Source organism: Massilia sp. Root351 (genome assembly GCF_001425045.1).
Taxonomy (GTDB): domain Bacteria; phylum Pseudomonadota; class Gammaproteobacteria; order Burkholderiales; family Burkholderiaceae_D; genus Rugamonas.
Window position 1 is genome coordinate 312,869 of sequence record NZ_LMDJ01000036.1, and the last position, 16,109, is coordinate 328,977.

Annotated in this window: 17 protein-coding genes and 1 pseudogene; 6 read left to right on the forward strand and 12 right to left on the reverse strand. The window is 65.3% G+C overall.

The annotated features are described in order from the left end of the window. Positions 1-2,718 carry a pitrilysin family protein gene (locus tag ASD15_RS31365; protein ID WP_057158980.1) on the reverse strand — a complete coding sequence of 906 codons (2,718 nt, stop codon included), beginning with the start codon at positions 2,716-2,718 and terminating at the stop codon, positions 1-3. Between the two features lie 139 nt (positions 2,719-2,857). Between ASD15_RS31365 and ASD15_RS31370 the strand changes: the two genes are divergently transcribed. Continuing rightward, positions 2,858-3,466, forward strand: coding sequence for a hypothetical protein (locus ASD15_RS31370; protein ID WP_057158981.1), 609 nt, complete (start codon positions 2,858-2,860; stop codon positions 3,464-3,466). On the opposite strand, the gene ASD15_RS31375 is transcribed toward ASD15_RS31370, so the two are convergent. From ASD15_RS31375 to rpsP, 7 genes are all read right to left on the reverse strand, one after another. After that, a complete protein-coding gene (locus ASD15_RS31375; protein ID WP_057158982.1) occupies positions 3,463-3,804 on the reverse strand; it encodes a DUF3579 domain-containing protein in 342 nt (113 codons plus the stop codon). The genes ASD15_RS31370 and ASD15_RS31375 overlap by 4 nt on opposite strands. Positions 3,805-3,977: 173 nt before the next feature. Next, on the reverse strand, positions 3,978-4,937 hold the full coding sequence (locus ASD15_RS31380; RefSeq protein WP_057158983.1) for a CobD/CbiB family protein: 960 nt from the start codon (positions 4,935-4,937) through the stop codon (positions 3,978-3,980). A gap of 94 nt (positions 4,938-5,031) precedes the next feature. Then, the gene (locus ASD15_RS31385; RefSeq protein ID WP_057158984.1) at positions 5,032-5,691 is read right to left on the reverse strand and encodes a CoA pyrophosphatase; all 660 of its coding nucleotides are present in this window, start codon (positions 5,689-5,691) and stop codon (positions 5,032-5,034) included. A gap of 84 nt (positions 5,692-5,775) precedes the next feature. Then, positions 5,776-6,162: a 50S ribosomal protein L19 gene (rplS, locus tag ASD15_RS31390; protein ID WP_056403202.1), complete on the reverse strand. Its 387-nt coding sequence runs from the start codon at positions 6,160-6,162 to the stop codon at positions 5,776-5,778. A gap of 97 nt (positions 6,163-6,259) precedes the next feature. Further along, entirely contained in the window at positions 6,260-7,021 is a 762-nt protein-coding gene (trmD, locus tag ASD15_RS31395) for a tRNA (guanosine(37)-N1)-methyltransferase TrmD (protein ID WP_057158985.1), read from the reverse strand. Positions 7,022-7,034: 13 nt separating this feature from the next. Continuing rightward, the gene (gene rimM / locus ASD15_RS31400) at positions 7,035-7,574 is read right to left on the reverse strand and encodes a ribosome maturation factor RimM (protein WP_200954134.1); all 540 of its coding nucleotides are present in this window, start codon (positions 7,572-7,574) and stop codon (positions 7,035-7,037) included. Between the two features lie 39 nt (positions 7,575-7,613). Further along, positions 7,614-7,862 (reverse strand): 30S ribosomal protein S16, encoded by a 249-nt coding sequence (gene rpsP / locus ASD15_RS32095; protein WP_056403210.1) that lies wholly within the window; start codon positions 7,860-7,862, stop codon positions 7,614-7,616. A gap of 237 nt (positions 7,863-8,099) precedes the next feature. Between rpsP and ASD15_RS31405 the strand changes: the two genes are divergently transcribed. The 5 genes from ASD15_RS31405 (at position 8,100) to ASD15_RS31425 (ending at position 12,452) form a co-directional block, all read left to right on the forward strand. After that, positions 8,100-8,516 carry an NINE protein gene (locus tag ASD15_RS31405; protein ID WP_057158987.1) on the forward strand — a complete coding sequence of 139 codons (417 nt, stop codon included), beginning with the start codon at positions 8,100-8,102 and terminating at the stop codon, positions 8,514-8,516. A 25-nt stretch (positions 8,517-8,541) separates the two neighbouring features. Beyond that, positions 8,542-9,393, forward strand: coding sequence for a TIGR02285 family protein (locus tag ASD15_RS31410; protein ID WP_057158988.1), 852 nt, complete (start codon positions 8,542-8,544; stop codon positions 9,391-9,393). Beyond that, a complete protein-coding gene (locus tag ASD15_RS31415; RefSeq protein WP_157201215.1) occupies positions 9,390-10,712 on the forward strand; it encodes a GGDEF domain-containing protein in 1,323 nt (440 codons plus the stop codon). Before ASD15_RS31410 ends, ASD15_RS31415 begins: the two co-directional genes overlap by 4 nt. A 53-nt stretch (positions 10,713-10,765) precedes the next feature. Next, on the forward strand, positions 10,766-11,371 hold the full coding sequence (locus ASD15_RS31420) for a glycine zipper 2TM domain-containing protein (protein WP_057158989.1): 606 nt from the start codon (positions 10,766-10,768) through the stop codon (positions 11,369-11,371). Positions 11,372-11,459: 88 nt separating this feature from the next. After that, positions 11,460-12,452 (forward strand): hypothetical protein, encoded by a 993-nt coding sequence (locus ASD15_RS31425; RefSeq protein WP_057158990.1) that lies wholly within the window; start codon positions 11,460-11,462, stop codon positions 12,450-12,452. Between the two features lie 29 nt (positions 12,453-12,481). Here the strand turns inward: ASD15_RS31425 and ASD15_RS31430 are convergent, their stop codons facing one another. The 4 genes and pseudogenes from ASD15_RS31430 to ASD15_RS32730 form a co-directional block, all read right to left on the reverse strand. After that, a complete protein-coding gene (locus ASD15_RS31430; protein WP_057158991.1) occupies positions 12,482-13,102 on the reverse strand; it encodes a LysE family translocator in 621 nt (206 codons plus the stop codon). 52 nt (positions 13,103-13,154) lie between these two features. After that, positions 13,155-14,066 (reverse strand): Rpn family recombination-promoting nuclease/putative transposase, encoded by a 912-nt coding sequence (locus tag ASD15_RS31435; RefSeq protein ID WP_307188310.1) that lies wholly within the window; start codon positions 14,064-14,066, stop codon positions 13,155-13,157. A 53-nt stretch (positions 14,067-14,119) separates the two neighbouring features. Then, positions 14,120-15,910, reverse strand: a complete 1,791-nt coding sequence (locus ASD15_RS31440; RefSeq protein ID WP_057158993.1) for an acyl-CoA dehydrogenase — start codon at positions 15,908-15,910, stop codon at positions 14,120-14,122. Between the two features lie 75 nt (positions 15,911-15,985). Beyond that, positions 15,986-16,109 (reverse strand): annotated as a pseudogene (locus tag ASD15_RS32730) (electron transfer flavoprotein subunit alpha/FixB family protein); the annotation flags it as partial.

Consider the following 16,109-nt stretch of genomic DNA (forward strand, 5'->3'; position numbering starts at 1 on the left):
TTACTTGGCCTTGGCCTGGTCGCCGGCCGTCACCACGCTCAGCTTGTTCAAGTCCACCGCCTTGCGGAAGGCGGCGTTGACCTGCGCTGGCGTGAGCGCTTTCAGCTTGTCTTCGTAGGCCTGGCTCCACGCGTAGGTGCGGTTCAGGTACAGGAAGTTGGCCCAGCCGCCGGCCAGCACATTGTCCTGCGAGCGGTTTTGGACGCGCTGCTGCAGCATGCCGGACTTGGCCCCCGCCACCTCGGCCGCCGTGAAGCCGTCCTTCAGCGCGCGCGCCACTTCCTCGCGGATGGCCGTTTCCAGCTTCTTCAGGTTCTGCGGCGCGGCGATGGCCGAGATGCTGAGATTGCTGGCGCGGTCCACGTCGCTCACCGACAGGCTGGAACCGCCGCCGTAGGACAGGCCGTCCTTCTGCCGGATGCGGTCCATCAGGCGTGATTTCAGGCCGCCTTCGCCGAGGATGTAGTTGGCCACTTCCAGCGCCACGAAGTCCGGGTCTTCGGTGTTCATGTCGATGTTCACCTGCGCGGCATAGAAGCCGTTTTCCTTGTCCGGCGCGTTGATCACCGTATGCAGCGGCGGCCGTTCCACGTTCACGTTCAGCACGCGCGCGTAATTCGGCTTGCTCACCCAGTTGCCGAATTCCTCGGCCACCACGGCTTGCGCGGCGGGCGAATCGAAGTCGCCGACGATGGCCAGCTCGCCGTGCGAGGCGCCGTAGAATTCGCGGTGATAGGCCTTCAAATCGTCCAGCGTCAGCGCCTTGATGGCTTCGATCTGCTCATCGGTGCTCATCGCGTAGCGCACGTCGCCTTTCGGGTAGTTGTTGTAGTGCTTGGCCAGCGCATTGGTGGCCAGCACCTGCGGCTCGTTGCGCGACGCTTCCACGCCCACCAGCCATTGCTGGCGCAGCTGCTCGAACTCGGCCGCGTCGAAGGCCGGTTCCTTGAGCACGTGCGCGGCCAGGCGCAGTGCCGCTTCCAGCTTGCTGCGCGTGGTGTCGAAGCGGTACACGCTGCCGGACATCTTCAGCTTTTCCATCGCGTCGGCCAGCTGCGCACGGCTGTACTTGCTGGTGCCGCGCGTGAGCATGTGGTTGGTGGCGGCGGCGACGATCGCCTTGCCGAACTGGTTCTTCTCGTCGCCCCAGTGCAGGCGCAGCTCCACCGACACGGTTTCGCCCCGGTTCTTCTTCGGCAGCAGCGCCACTTTCAGGCCGCCGATGGTTTTCAGCTCGGTGCGCTTCAGGATGTTGGCCTGGCTCGGATCGAACACCTCGGACTTCAGCGTGTCTTCCTTGCCCTTGAAGTCCTGCATCACTTTCTCGATCGCCGGCGCGGCGGTGATCTCGGCGCGCTGCACGCTGTCCTCCGGCACGAAGCTGCCGACGGTGCGGTTGTCGCGCTTCAGGTAATGCGCGGCGGCCTTGGCCACCTGCTGCGGCGTCACCTTGGGCAGACTGTCGCGGCCCAGGAACAGCAGGCGCCAGTCGCCCAGCGCGATCTGCTCGGACAGCGCCACGCCCACCTTCTGCGGATCATTGAGCGCCTTCTCGATGCCATTGCCGATGTTGCGGCGCACGCGTTCCATTTCGTCCTCGGTGGGGGGGGTTTTCGCGAAGCCTTCCACGGCGGCGATCAGCTCGTCGCGCACCGGCTCCAGCGGCTGGCCGGCCTTCACCACGGCGCCGATCAGTTGCAGGCCGGGCGCGTAGCCGGTCTGGCCGAAGCTGAACACCTGCGCGGCCTTGCCGGTTTCCACCAGCGCCTTGTGCAGGCGGCCGTTCGGCGTGTCGTTCAGGATCTCGGACATGAAGGCCAGCGCGTCGCTGTCCTCGTGCAGCGCGGCCGGGATCTTGTAGCCCAGCGCGACGATCTGGATGTCGCCCTTGCGGCGCACGATGAAGGAACGCTCGCCATCCTGGGTCGGCTCCACGGTCCAGAAAGGCGGCAGCTTGCGCTTGGGCTTGGGGATGGCGCCAAAGGACTTGCTGATCCACGCCAGCGTCTGCGCCGGCTCGAACTTGCCGGCCACCAGCAGCACCGCGTTGTCCGGCTGGTAGTAGGTGCGGTAGAAGGCCTGCAGGTTCTCGATCTTGACGTTCTCGATGTCGCTGCGGTTGCCGATGGTGGAGCGGCCGTAGCTGTGCCAGTCGTAGGCCACGCTCTGCATGCGCTTGAGCAGCACCTCGAACGGGCTGTTCTCGCCGCTCTCGTACTCGTTGCGCACCACCGTCATTTCCGAGTCCAGGTCCTTCTTCGCCACGAAGGAATTGACCATGCGGTCGGCCTCCATGTCGAGCGCCCATTTCAGGTTGTCGCCGCCGGCCTGGAACACTTCGTAGTAGTTGGTGCGGTCGTACGAGGTGGTGCCGTTGTACTCCATGCCGCGGTCGGCGAACTGCTGCGGGATGCTGCGGTTCTTCGGCGCGCCCTTGAACAGCATGTGTTCCAGCAGGTGGGCCATGCCGGTCTCGCCGTAGTTCTCGTGGCGCGAACCGACCAGGTAGGTGACGTTGACGGTGACGGTGGGTTTGGAGGCGTCCGGGAACAGCAGTACCTTGAGGCCGTTCGGCAGCCGGTATTCGCTGATGCCTTCGACCGACGGGCCTTTCACGGTGCCCGGCGGCAGCGCCTGCGCCAGGACCAGGGAGGGCGGCAGCAGCGTCAGGCTGCACAGCAGCAGGGTGGCGCGCAGCGCCGGCAGATGTGGTTTCATGTAGTAGCCGTACAGGAAAATTGCATCCTACCCTACTTCGCCCGCCCCTCACAGTCCCGCAGGGGCGGCGTGACAAAGCGCGCATTTTTCGGCCCGGGCCGATCGATATACTGGCCGCTTTCAACCGCGAGAGGAAAACATGCATCAACGCTCCGTACTGACGCTGGCGCTTGCGCTGGCAGCAATGCCCGCCGCCGCCCGGCAGGCCAGCGCCGATCCCCTGGGGCCGATCGCGCAATGCATCGCCAAGGGGCAGTTCAGGTCGGCCGAAACGCTGCGGCGCGCCAACCAGGATCCAACGCGCCAGGTGGAGGGCCCGAACGGCCCCGCCACCGTGTCGGTGGCCGACGGCTACCGCGTCATGCTGCACAAGGCCGGCAAGGCGCCGCTGGTCAACTTGAAGATAGAACTGTCGGCGCCGGGGCAATTCAGGCAGGACCGCGACGCCATCCTGGCGCAATACGGCGTGATGGCGAAGCGCGCAGCGGCGGCGGGAGCGGCCCCGGTGGCGGCGGCGCGCAGCGAGATCAACGGCGTGGAAGTGATCGACCTGACCAGTCCGACCATCGATCGCGGCGGACCGCTCAGCATGGTCACGCTGGCGCACGAGGCCAGCGGCGTGATCGGCACGGCTTACATGCTGAGCCAGCCCAAGGACGTGCGCGAATACGCGAACATGGAAGAATATACCGCCTTGCGCGACCAGTTCACCCGCGAACTGGCCGGTTGCATGGCCGCGAAGGGCTAGGCGGGGTCGCCGGGCAGCGGCAGGAAGCAGGCGTCCACCACTTGCAGGCCGTTATCCTTGGCGAAATTGAGGACGAAATGGTAGGCCATGGGTTCGAAGTCCCGCAGCGCTTCGTTCACCACCACCGCCTTGACGCCATTGATGTGGGTCGGGCGCACGAAGGTGGAATAACCGAGATGGGAATCTCGGCCGCTGGTGCCTTCCGGACGGAAGCACGACATGACGCCGCACAGGCGGTCGGCCCAGTCGCTGGGACGGAATTGCCTGCCATCGGCAGTAATGCCAAGGATAAAGAACTCGTTGGCCAGTTCTTTGGGGGATTGAGCTGACTCGGCCATAGATGACTCGCGGGACCTGGATGCGTGAAAAATCCTAGGTATTATATCTTATAGAAGACCTAAGGAGGTAAGTACTTGATTTGAAACACGCATTGGCGGCCGCACTGCCTGGGGCGCGGGCGCCAATCCCGATATTGTAACCCGATCCAGCTGTCGGATTTCTTTCAGCGCCCTCAGCCGAGCCAGACCGCGCCGGAAAGCAACAGCAGCAGCATCATCCACAGCAACAGCGCGCGCCACACCAGGCCGACCGTGCTTTGCAGCGCGCGCACCCCCGGCTCCTCGCCCGGCAGCGCCTCCGATTCCATGTCGCCGCTGTCGACCACGGCCGCGTCGGCCGGCAGCAGGCGCGCCGCGTTTTCCTGCGGCGTGCCCAGGCGCACGCCCATGGCGCCGCCGCCAGCGGCCAGAATGATGCCGCGCGCCTCGTCGGCCCAGCGGTGGGCGAAGTTGCGCCAGGCGTAGATGGCGTCCTCGAAGTTGCCCACCACGGCGAAGGCCACGGCGGTCAGGCGCACCGGGATCCAGTCGATCCAGTAAAAGGCCCGGGTGGCGAACTCGCCGAACGCCTCGTTGCGCATGTGCTCGGGCTCGTTCCAGGCCCGCGCCAGGTATTCCGACACACGGTACAGCACCGCGCCGGCCGGGCCGAGCGGCATCAGGAACCAGAAGAACACGCCGAACACGTTGCGGTGGGTGGTGATCAGGGCTTTTTCGACGGCGATGCGGGAGATTTCGCCCGCTTCCATGCCCACCGTATCGAGCTTGGTCCATTCGGCCAGCAGCGCGCGCGCGGCCGCCTCGTCGCCCGCGTTCAGGGCCAGCTGGATGGAGGTGAAGTAATGGCTGTAGTGGCGGAAGCCCAGCGTCAGGTAGACGATCAGCACATTCCATGCGAACGCGGCCAGGAACCAGTCGTAGCGGATCAGCACCCAGTAGATCAGCATGGTGGGCGCCACCAGCGCGAACATCATCAGGAACCAGCCGATGCGGCCATGGCGCGAGTCGCCCGCGTTGAACCACGCTTCCATGCGCACCGCCAGGCTCTTGATCTCGGCGTAGATGGGATTATCCGCCCGCAGCGGCTTCATCTGCTCGATCAGCAGCGCGCAAAGAATGGAAAGAAAAGTCATTAAACGTCCTTAAGATTGGCATTGCCGCAATGCCCGCTACGATAGCGCAGCAGCGCGCCGGAATCAAACTTATTAGCGTTCCGGGAGCGCCGCGTCAGGCTCTGAGGAAATGGAACAGATTGCGCAGCATGCCGGCGGTGGCGCCCCAGATGTAATAGCGCTGGTAGGGCATGGCGTAGAAGCTGCGCCGCCCGCTGGCCAGCTCGGCCGACAGGCGCTGGTGGTTCAGGCCGTCCATCAGGAAGGCCAGCGGCACTTCGAAGATCTCGGCCACTTCGCCCGGGTCGGCGCGCAGCTCGAACGGCGGGTGCAGCAGGGCCACCACCGGGGTCACGCTGTAGTTGGTGCCGGTGTAGTAGACCGGCAGGGTGCCGATGATCTCGGCATGGCGGCGGTCCAGGCCGATCTCCTCCTCCGCTTCGCGCAGCGCGGTGTCGGCCGGACTGGCGTCATATTCCTCGGCGCGGCCGCCGGGAAAGCTGATCTGGCCGGCGTGGCTGCTCAGATGGTCGGTGCGCTGCGTGAGCAGCAGCCGCAGGCCCTCGGCGCGCTGCACCAGCGGCACCAGCACGGCGGCGGCCTTGGCGCTGGCCTGCGGCGCGAACGGGGTTTCATCGCCCTCCGGGGTCCACAGCGGCGGCGCGGCGAAGCGCGCGCGCAGCCAGTCCGGCGCCAGGCGCTCGGCCGGCACGGCCGGCTCGCCGGCGATAGCGTCAATCGGGAGTTGCTGCGGGTCGAACAAAAGCTTGGCCATACCACCTCCAAATAGCGAAAGGGCGCCAGCGGCGCCCTTTTGAGGGACGCCACCCAGGCGCCCCTGCCCCAAACCCAAACGCGATTAAGCGCTTGCTTTTGCCGCTGCTGGGCGACGGTTTGGCAGTTTTTCTTTGATACGTGCCGATTTGCCCGAACGGTCGCGCAGGTAGTACAGCTTGGCGCGACGTACGTCACCGCGGCGTTTCACTTCGATCGAAGCGATCAGCGGGGAGTACAGCTGGAAGGTACGCTCAACGCCTTCGCCGGACGAGATCTTGCGAACGATGAAGTTCGAGTTCAGGCCACGGTTACGACGGGAGATGACCACGCCTTCGTAAGCCTGGGCGCGCTTGCGGGTGCCTTCGACTACGTTGACGTTGACGATCACGGTGTCGCCAGGTGCAAATTCAGGGATGTTTTTGCCCAGGCGAGCAATTTCTTCTTGCTCGAGTTGTTGAATCAGGTTCATTTGATGACTCCAATTACCATCGTGCCGGCGCGTACTAAACCCGGTAGAGGATGGGGTTAAACAAAGAGGCAACATGCCTCTCGTCTCTACTGCTTTGCTACAGTGCCGGTTTTTCTAAACCGGCCAAAAATTTCTCGTCCTGGCGCGTCAGCAAGCCTGCTTGGCGCGCCTTGGGCAATAAATCCGGGCGCTTGCGCGCGGTCGCTTCCAGCATGCGCTGGCGGCGCCATTTTTCAATCTCGGCGTGGTTGCCGCCCATCAGCACGGCAGGCACATCCTCGCCTTCATACGTCACCGGCCGCGTGTAGTGCGGCGAATCGAGCAGGCCGTTGACAAAGCTGTCCTCGACCGCCGACGCTTCGGTGTTGAGCACGCCCGGCAGCAGGCGCACCACTGCGTCCATCAGCGCCATGGCCGGCAATTCGCCGCCCGACAGCACGAAGTCGCCCAGGCTGATTTCCTCATCGACGCAACGGTCGATCAGGCGCTGGTCCACCGCCTCGTAGCGGCCGCACAGAATCACCAGGCCGGGCTCGGCTTTGAGCTGCATCACGCGTTCGTGCGTCAGCTGCTTGCCCTGCGGCGACATGAACACCACGCGCGGCGCCGGCAAGCCGGCGTCGATCTGGCGCTGTTTCGCGGCGGCGATGGTCGCCTCCAGCGGCTTGGCCAGCATCACCATGCCGGGGCCGCCGCCATAGGGGCGGTCATCCACGGTGCGGTGATTGTCGGTGGTGAAGTCGCGCGGATTCCACAGCGACAAATTCCACTTCTGCTGCTCGAACGCGCGGCGGGTCACGCCCGACTGCGTCAGTGCGGCAAACATTTCCGGGAACAGCGTTACAACATCGAATTGCATACAGGCTCCCGGATCAGTAATCCAGGCCCCAGTCCACCGTGATCTTTTTCGCTTCCTTGTCCACCGTGATGATGAACTGGTCCACAAATGGAATCAGGCGCTCCTGCGCCGCGGACTCGGCGTCGCCAGGCTGTGCGCTGACCGGAGCGGTAATACGCAGTATCGACTGCGGACCATTGCTCATCATGTCGGCCACAACGCCCAGGCTCTCGCCCTGCAAATTCACGACTTCCAGCCCGATCAGGTCGGACCAGTAAAACTCGCCGTCATCCAGCGTGGGGAACTGGCTGCGCGGGATGTACACGCCGGTGCCTTTCAGCGCCTCCGCGAGATCCCGGTCGGTCAGGTCGTCCAGCTGGGTCACGACGTCGCCGCCGTGCAGTTTCGCACGGCGCACATTGACTGCGTGCAGGCTGGGTTTATCCAGCCACCAGGTCTTAACATGCAACAAGGCATCCGCATCGTCGGAAAAGGGGCGAACCCGGATTCCGCCTGCTACGCCGTAAGCGCCGGACACAAAGCCCACTTGCACCAGATCGTCGGGGAGTTGCACCCCGGATGCCAATTTATCTGTCAAAACCTGAACGCCGAATTAGGCTGCTTTCTTGTTCGAAGCGACCAGGCGAGCAACGGCTGGGGACAGCTGTGCGCCTACGCCGATCCAGTGAGCCAGACGGTCTTCGGTAATCTTGAATGGCACTTCTTGACCCGAAGCCATCGGGTTGTAGAAACCAACGCGTTCGATGAAACGGCCATCGCGGCGATTGCGCGAATCGGTTGCAACGATGTTGAAGAATGGGCGCTTCTTGGCGCCTCCACGAGCTAAACGAATAACGACCATAATATTTCCAAAAAGTGTGCTGAGACGGAAAAAGCCGCAAATTATAGCGCGCTTTCTCTTCCGCCAGCAAGCATTAATAACAATTGGGGTGGGTTTGGGGCAATCGAAGATTATCCCCCAGTCCGGCAAGCAGGGCAAGCATTGCGTGCAAAAAGGCTGGGCCGGAAGGCGATTATGACCGATACTTGCCGCTCCGCCGTTTCATTTTCGCCATTGTTATCGATTGTTATCGCTTTTATGACACCACAACACAAAAACAAGACTTTCTCGTCCCTGCTGGCCTTCCTGCTGGGCGGTATCGGCGCACACCGCTTCTACCTGCGTGGCGTAAATGATACATGGGGCTGGGTGCATGCGGCCAGCGTGCCGGCCATCGGCCTGGTGATGGCGGCGGCCCCGCAGGCCGACATATTCTTCAAGCTGCTGCCGCTGTTCCTGTCGATGCTGGCCGGCTTCCTGCAGGCGCTGGTGCTGGGTTTGATGTCCGACGAGCAGTGGGACGCCACCTTCAACCGCGGTTCCACGCGCCGCTCCGAAACGCGCTGGCCGCTGGCCGTGATCCTGGTGGCCACCATGCTGGTGGGCTGTGCCAGCCTCATCGCCACGATATCCCGCCTGTTTGACTTGCTGTACACTGGGGGCGCTTACGGCTGACCCAGCCCCTCACCGCCACCACCAGATGACGTTCCGCCTTTCCGCCCTGCTGTGCTGCGCGCTTGCCGCCGCCGTCACCACCCAGGCCCACGCCACCGAGCGCCTGAACTGGGGCTGGTTCAACGCCGCACCCTATATGATTGCCGAGGGGCCGGACAAGGGCAACGGCATCTTCGACCAGATCCGGGGCTTGCTCAAGGACGAGATGCCGGGCTACGAGCACAAGGACGTGCAAGCGCCCTTCCCGCGCATCTTCCAGGAAATCAGGAATGGCAACCCGTGGTGCTTCGTGGGCGGCGTGAAGAACCCGGAGCGCGAGGCGCTGGCCTACTTTTCAGCCCCGGTGGCGGTGTTCCTGCCCTTTAAAGTGGTGGTGCGGCGCGACCGGCTGGCCGAGTTCAGCGGCGCTGCCGGTCCCGGCGGCAGCATTTCGCTGGCCGAACTGATGGCGCGCGACGGCGTGCGCACCAGCTATCTGCGCGGGCGCTCGTTCTCGCCGCAGATCAACGCGCTGCTCGAACAGCACCCCAACCGCCAGTACCACTCGGAGTTCAACGAGGCGCTGCAGATGCTGCTGGCGCGGCGCCTGGACTATCTGCTGGAACTGCCCATTATCAGCACCTACTCGGCGCGCCAGCTGGGCCGCGACGGCGAACTGGCCGCGCTCACCATCCGCGAGCACGCCGACCCCACGGTGAACCGCGTGATGTGCCCGCGCACCGAATGGGGCAAGCAGGTGGTCGCCAAGGTCAACGCGGTGCTGCACGCGCAGCGCAACACCGCGCGCTACCGCGCCATCGTCGAGCGCTGGTCGGACGAGGAATCGCTGCGCATCATCCGCGCCATCTATCCCACCCAGATCCTCAAATCCGAATGAAGAGCAACCTGGCGGCGCGCCTGCTGCGCATCATCTTCGGCTGCTACTTCATCGTCACGCTGGTGGTCACCTGCGTGCAGCTGGCCGCCGAATACCGCCACACGCAGCAGCGCCTGGACGAGGAAATCGGCGCCATGGAGCACACCTTCGGCCCCGGCATCACCGGCGCGCTGTGGCGCTTCAACGGCGAAGTGCTGGGCAGCATCGTCACCGGCGTAAAAGCGCTGCCCATCGTCATCGGCGTCAAGGTCGAGGACGAGCAGGGCAAGCTGCTGCGCGCCATCGGCACCGTCAACGACGGCGCCGGCAAGCGCCTGGAAGCGGGCCCGGACGGCGCACTGATGGCCGCGCCGGCGCCGGGCATGCTGTTCGACCGCATGTTCAGCCGCAGCTTCGCCGCCGTCTACGTGGACGAGGCCGGCGAGCGCCACCCGGTGGGCCGCTGGACCGTGTACTCCAGCCAGCAGGTGGTGGTGCGCCAGGTGGCCTACGGCTTCTTCCTGATCCTGGTGAACTCCGTCATCAAGACGCTGGCGCTGTGGTTCATCTTCCTGTACGTGATCAAGCGCACGCTGGGCCAGCCGCTGCGGCAGATGAGCGACTTCGTGGGCCAGCTCAATATCGACAACATCGGCGACCGCCATTTCGTGCTGAAGGACAAGGGCAAACACGAGCTGCACCAGCTGACCGACAAGCTGAACCAGATGGCCGGCACCCTGCGCAAGTCGGTGGCCGAGAATGCCGCGCTGTACGCTGAACTGAAGGAAATGAACCGCACGCTGGAATCGCAGGTGGCCGAGCGCACCCGCGAACTGCAGCGCGTGGCCAGCACCGACATGCTGACCGGCCTGCACAACCGGCGCAAGCTGGACGAGGTGCTGGGCTATGAGGTGGAGCGCGTGCACCGCTACGGCGGCGGGCTGGCCGTGATCCTGCTCGACATCGACCACTTCAAGCAGACCAACGACAGCTACGGCCACCCCGCCGGCGACCGCGTGCTGGCGGCGGTGGCGGCCATCCTGCGCAGCGGCGCGCGCAGCATCGACAGCGTGGGCCGCTGGGGCGGCGAGGAATTCATGGTGATTTGCCCGCAGACCGAACTGCTAGGCGCGGGCGCGCTGGCCGAGATGCTGCGCCTGCGCATCGCCGCCGCCGAGTTCCCGGAGGTGGGCCGCAAGACCTGCTCCTTCGGCGTGGCCGCGCTGGGTCCGGACGAAAGCCTGTCCAGCCTGGTGGCCCGCGCCGACGCCGCGCTGTACCGCGCCAAGCAGAACGGCCGCAATGCCGTCGAGCACGATACGATTGCACAATTGCTGTAAAGCCATTTTCACCGGTTATACTGGAGAAATAACCCAGTCACCGGAGAACCAAAATGAATGTCCGCACCACTCTGCGCGCCATCGCGCTGTCCCTGATCCTGGCCGGCATGGCCAGCACCGCGTCGGCCCAGAGCTACACCAAGGCGCAGTACGCGGCCGACACCAAGCAGGCGGCCGCCCGTTATGCGGAAGACAAGAAACTGTGCGCCGAAGAGAGCAACTCCGGCGCCCGCATGCAGTGCCAGCGCGACGCCAAGGCCGAGTACAACAAGGCGCTGGCAGCAGCCAAGGCCGACCTGAAAAACGCCAGCGCCAAGCCGGCCGCCTGCAACGACTGCGGCCGCGTGATCGCGGTCAACGTGGTGGATAAAAAAGGCGAAGGCAGCGCGGTCGGCGTGATCGCCGGCGGCGTGGCCGGCGCCCTGCTGGGCAACCAGGTGGGCAGCGGCGGCGGCCGCAAGCTGGCCACCTTCGCCGGCGCGGCCGGTGGCGCCTACGCCGGCAACAAGGTCGAAGAGCACGTCAAATCGACCAAGGTATGGAATGTCAAAGTCCAGTACGACAACGGCACCCAGGGCGAGTTCAGCTTCGACAAAGACCCAGGCTACGCGAACGGCGACCTGGTCAAGAGCGCCAACGGCACCATCGTACGCCGCTAAGCCGCCCGGCACCGCCCGGCGCGCAAGCGAGCGCCGGGAATTCCTTGTCTTGTGTACGATTTGATAATTTCCACAAGACAAGGTAATCATGGAAGACCTGAAAGAACCCGAGGCCGCCCGGCCCGCCCCGGTCCACTCGCCCGCCGCTCCTGCGGCCGCCTCTGCGGCCTCGCCTGCCGCCGCGCGGCCACGCCGCAAGCGCTGGATCAGCGTGCTGCTCTATCTGCTGGCCGCCTGCGGCCTGCTGTTCCTGGGCATCGTGGCCTACGCCATGCTCAAGGCGCCGGCCCCGAAAGCGCGCATCGTCATCGACGAGGCGGCTGTCATCGACAGCGTCATGTCCAGCAACTACGGCAAATACTCCCCCACCAAGAAAGGCTGGCTCTACGTCGGCGAGGACAACCGCACCTATCTGATGCGGGTGGTGCAGCAGGCGCGCCTGCAGGACGGCGCCGACGGCGACGAGCTGTATTTCATCGCGAGCGGCGCCTCGGTCACCGAAGGCGACCAGGCCGCCGTCTACGGCGTGTTCTACATCCGCCCCGACCTGGCCGACGGCGGCCTGTCCGAGATCAGCAGCCCGGCCATGCATGCCGGCACGCGCGCGGTGCAGCCGGAGGACGTGCGCTTCGAGGCGCTGAGCGACAATCTGTGGGGCTGGGTGGTCAAGACGCGCGACGGCGAAGATCCGCGCGCGGTGCGGGCGGTGACGCACAACGTAGTGCTGGCGCCGAACGGCACCCAGATCGCCACGCTGGCCGAGTTCCTGGCGGCTGCCGAGCACGCGCCGGAAGACGGCTGCGCGGGCGCCCAGGCCCGCTACGACGCCTACCAGGCCGAGCAGAGCGCCGCCGCGGCCACGGACGACAGCGTGACCGAACCGGAATACGAAGAACCGCTGCGCTGCGAGAAGCGGCGCTGGAGCTACCGCACCGCGACCGTCAACGGCAGCGTGCCGGTGCCGTTCACGGTCACCTTGAGCGGCATGATGAACGGCGCGGCGGTGGAAGCGAAGAACTGGAAACTGATGTTCGACACCAAGAGCTTCAGCTACAACGTGCCGGAGGAATTGAAGTATTGATCAACGTTCGCCCGGTCTCGGCAGCGCGCCTAGGCGCGGCGCGACAGCAGCAAGCCCAGTCCCGCGCTGGCCAGCAGGGCAGCGCAGCTGCGGTTGAAGATGCGCTTGCCGCGCGGCTGCGCGAACCAGCGCCGCAGCCGCGTGCCCATCCAAGCATAGATGGCAATGGCCGCCATTTCCAGCGCCAGGAACAAGGCGCCCAGCACGGTGAACTGCGCCGCCATGGGCTGCGCCGGATCGACGAACTGCGGCAGGAACGCCGTGAAGATCAGGATGGCTTTGGGATTGCCGGCCGCCACCAGGAACTCCTGCCGCGCCAGCTGCATCAGTCCTGCGGCCGGCGCGGCCGGCCCGGCTTCCGCGCCGCGCGCCGCGCGCCACAGCTGAAACGCCAGGTAGAACAGATACGCCGCGCCCACCGTCTTGATGCCGTAGAACAGCAGCTCCGACGTGTGCAGCACCGCCGCCAGCCCGGCCGAAGCGAGCGCGATCATGACGCCAAACGCCAGCAAGCGCCCCGCCCCGGCGGTGCAAGCCTGGCCGAAGCCGTAGCGCGTGGCGTTGCTGATGGATAGCAGGTTGTTCGGCCCGGGCGCCATGTTCAGCGCGAAGCAGGCCGGGACAAACAGCGCAAGCGTGGAAAATTCCATGGGACCGGCTCCTTGAGTTGAGCCCTATTCTACCCACGTCCGGCATCCCGTCTCAACCATTGGCTTCCGGCGCTCCGAACAGGTCCGATGGCACCGCGCCATCGGACAGGCGCTCGATCCAACGCTCCAGCTCGGTTTGCCCGGCCTCGTCGATACGCCGCGCCCACTCAGGCGCGACCGCCGCTGCCCGGCGAACCAGCAAGCGCCGCAGCAAATCCCTGGCAACTTGCCGCCGGCCCTCCTCCCGGCCTTCTTCCCGGCCTTCAGCCCTGCCTTGTTCCCTGCCTATCTCCAATCCTTGCGCCCGGCCTTCCTCCAGCCCTTTCGAGATCCACAGCTTCCTGGCATCGTCGCGCAACAGCTCCTTGCCATTGACCAGCAAGTCATACAAACACTCTTCCCACGAGTCGAACTCTTTATCCTCCACCACTGCCGTTTTCATGGCCGCCTCCCTGCGCGCCGCACGATGCTTTGTTCCCAGCTTATGCTGCATCGCGCGTGAAATCCAGCCCGACAGGCTGTCGCGCAGCAGCTGATTCCGCTCTTCCAAAATCCACTCCGTGAGCCGGTTAACCACGTGCGCGCAAGCCTGGCGCGAGCGGGTATGGAGCAGGCCAAACAAGGCCGCCACCAGGTTGCGCCCGGCGGTGCACACGGCACTGCGATCCCGGTCGATCAGCAGATACCGCTGCTCTGGCTGCAGCAAGTCCAGGCCTTCCGGTGGCGCCAGCACCAGGCCCGACAGCGACCTGCTGGCGCGCCAGGGCCGCGCGCCGCCATACAACACGATGGGCAGCACCGCAGGCAGCTTGGCGTTCCGCCCCAGCCTGCGCTGCTTGACCAGGGGTAGCCGGTGTCGGGGTCGGTGCGCATCGGCACAGTGTGGTCCCGGCGCGCCACGGCCACGGCCGCCATGCGCGGGATGTTTGGGCTGGCTCAAGCAGGGTGAAAAAAAGGCAGCCAAAGCTGCCTTGAAGTCCGTCCCGCGGAGTGCGCTCGACCTGCGCGGGGCGCGGCTTAGAACTGGTCTTCGCTCAGCGCCAGCACGCCGGCGCTGCCGTCGATGATGGCGGTGCGCATGCCGGACGATTGCGTCAGGAAGTGGTCGGCGAAGAAGCGCGCGGTGACGATCTTGGCGCGGTAGAAGCTGGCGTCGCTGTCGCCGGCGTCCAGCTTCTGCCGGGAGATCACGGCGGCGCGCGCCATCTGCCAGCCGCCCAGCACGATGCCGGCCAGCTTCAGATAGGTCACGCTGCCGGCGAACACGGCCTTGATGTCGGTCTTCATATTGCCGGCCACGTACTCGACCACCGCTTCCAGGTCGGCCGCGCCTTGCGCCAGGTGCTTGCGGATGGCCGCGAAGTCAGCGCCGTCCAGCTTGGCCAGTTCCGCTTCCGTGGCGCGCACTTGCGCGATCAGGCCCTTGGCCACCTTGCCGCCGTCGCGCACGGTCTTGCGGCCCACCAGGTCATTGGCCTGGATGGCGGTCGTGCCTTCGTAGATCGTCAGGATCTTGGCGTCGCGGTAGTGCTGCGCCGCGCCGGTTTCCTCGATGAAACCCATGCCGCCGTGCACCTGCACGCCGTCGCGCGCCACGTCCTGCGACAGCTCGGTGGACCAACCCTTGATGATCGGCACCAGGTATTCGTACACGGCCTGGTTCTCGGCGCGGGTGGCCGCGTCGGCATGGTGGTGCGCCGCGTCGTACAGCGCGGCGCCGACGTAGGCCAGCGCGCGCGCCGCCTCGGTCTGCGAGCGCATATTCATCAGCAGGCGGCGCACGTCCGGATGGTGGATGATAGCCACCGGGCCCGCCGAACCGGCCAGGTCGCGCGACTGCACGCGGTCCTTGGCGAAGGCCACGGCCTGCTGGTAGGCGTTCTCGGACAGGCCGATGCCCTGCATGCCTACGCCGAAGCGGGCCGCGTTCATCATGATGAACATGTATTCCAGGCCGCGGTTCTCCTCGCCCACCAGGGTGCCGATGGCGCCGCCGTTGTCGCCGAACTGCAGCACGGCGGTGGGGCTGGCCTTGATGCCCAGCTTGTGCTCGATCGACACGCAATGCGCGTCGTTGCGCGCGCCCAGCGAGCCGTCGGCGTTGACCATGAACTTGGGCACGATGAACAGCGAGATGCCCTTCACCCCTTCCGGCGCGTTCGGCGTGCGCGCCAGCACCAGGTGGATGATGTTCTCGGCCATGTCGTGCTCGCCGTAGGTGATGAAAATCTTGGTGCCGAAAATCTTGTAGGTGCCGTCGTCCTGCGGCACGGCGCGGGTGCGCACCGCGGCCAGGTCGGAACCAGCTTGCGGTTCGGTCAGGTTCATGGTGCCGGTCCATTTGCCGGTCACCAGCGGCTCCAGATAGGTCGCCTTCATTTCGTCGCTGCCTGCGGTCAGCAGCGCTTCGATGGCGCCGTCCGACAGCAGCGCCACCAGCGCGAACGCCAGGTTGGCGCCGTGCAGCATCTCCACGCATGGCGTGCCGACCAGCTTGGGCAGGCCCTGGCCGCCGAAGTCGGCCGGATGCTGCAGGCCTTGCCAGCCCGCCTCGGCGAACTGCTTGAACGCTTCCTTGAAACCCTTGGAGGTGAAGACGTTGCCGTCCTTCCAGTAGCTCGGCTCCTTGTCGCCGGCGTGGTTCAGCGGCGCGATTTCGCCCGCGACGAATTTCGCGCTTTCTTCCAGCACGGCTTCCGCCGTTTCCGGGCTGGCGTCCTCGCAGCCGGGCAGCTGGCTCACGCCTTGCAGGTTGGCCAGTTCGTTCATCACGAACAGCATGTCTTTCAGGGGGGCTTGATAGCTCATCTTCTTCTCTCCAAGAAAAAGGCCACGCGGCGGCGCAATGCCTTACCCGCGTGGCCTCGGTACTAAACGTGTGGATTAACCCAGTTCTTTGACCAGTTCAGGCACGATGTCGAACAGATCGCCCACGATGCCGTAGTCGGCCACGGAGAAGATCGGCGCTTCAGGATCTTTGTTGATGGCGACGATGGTCTTCGAGTCC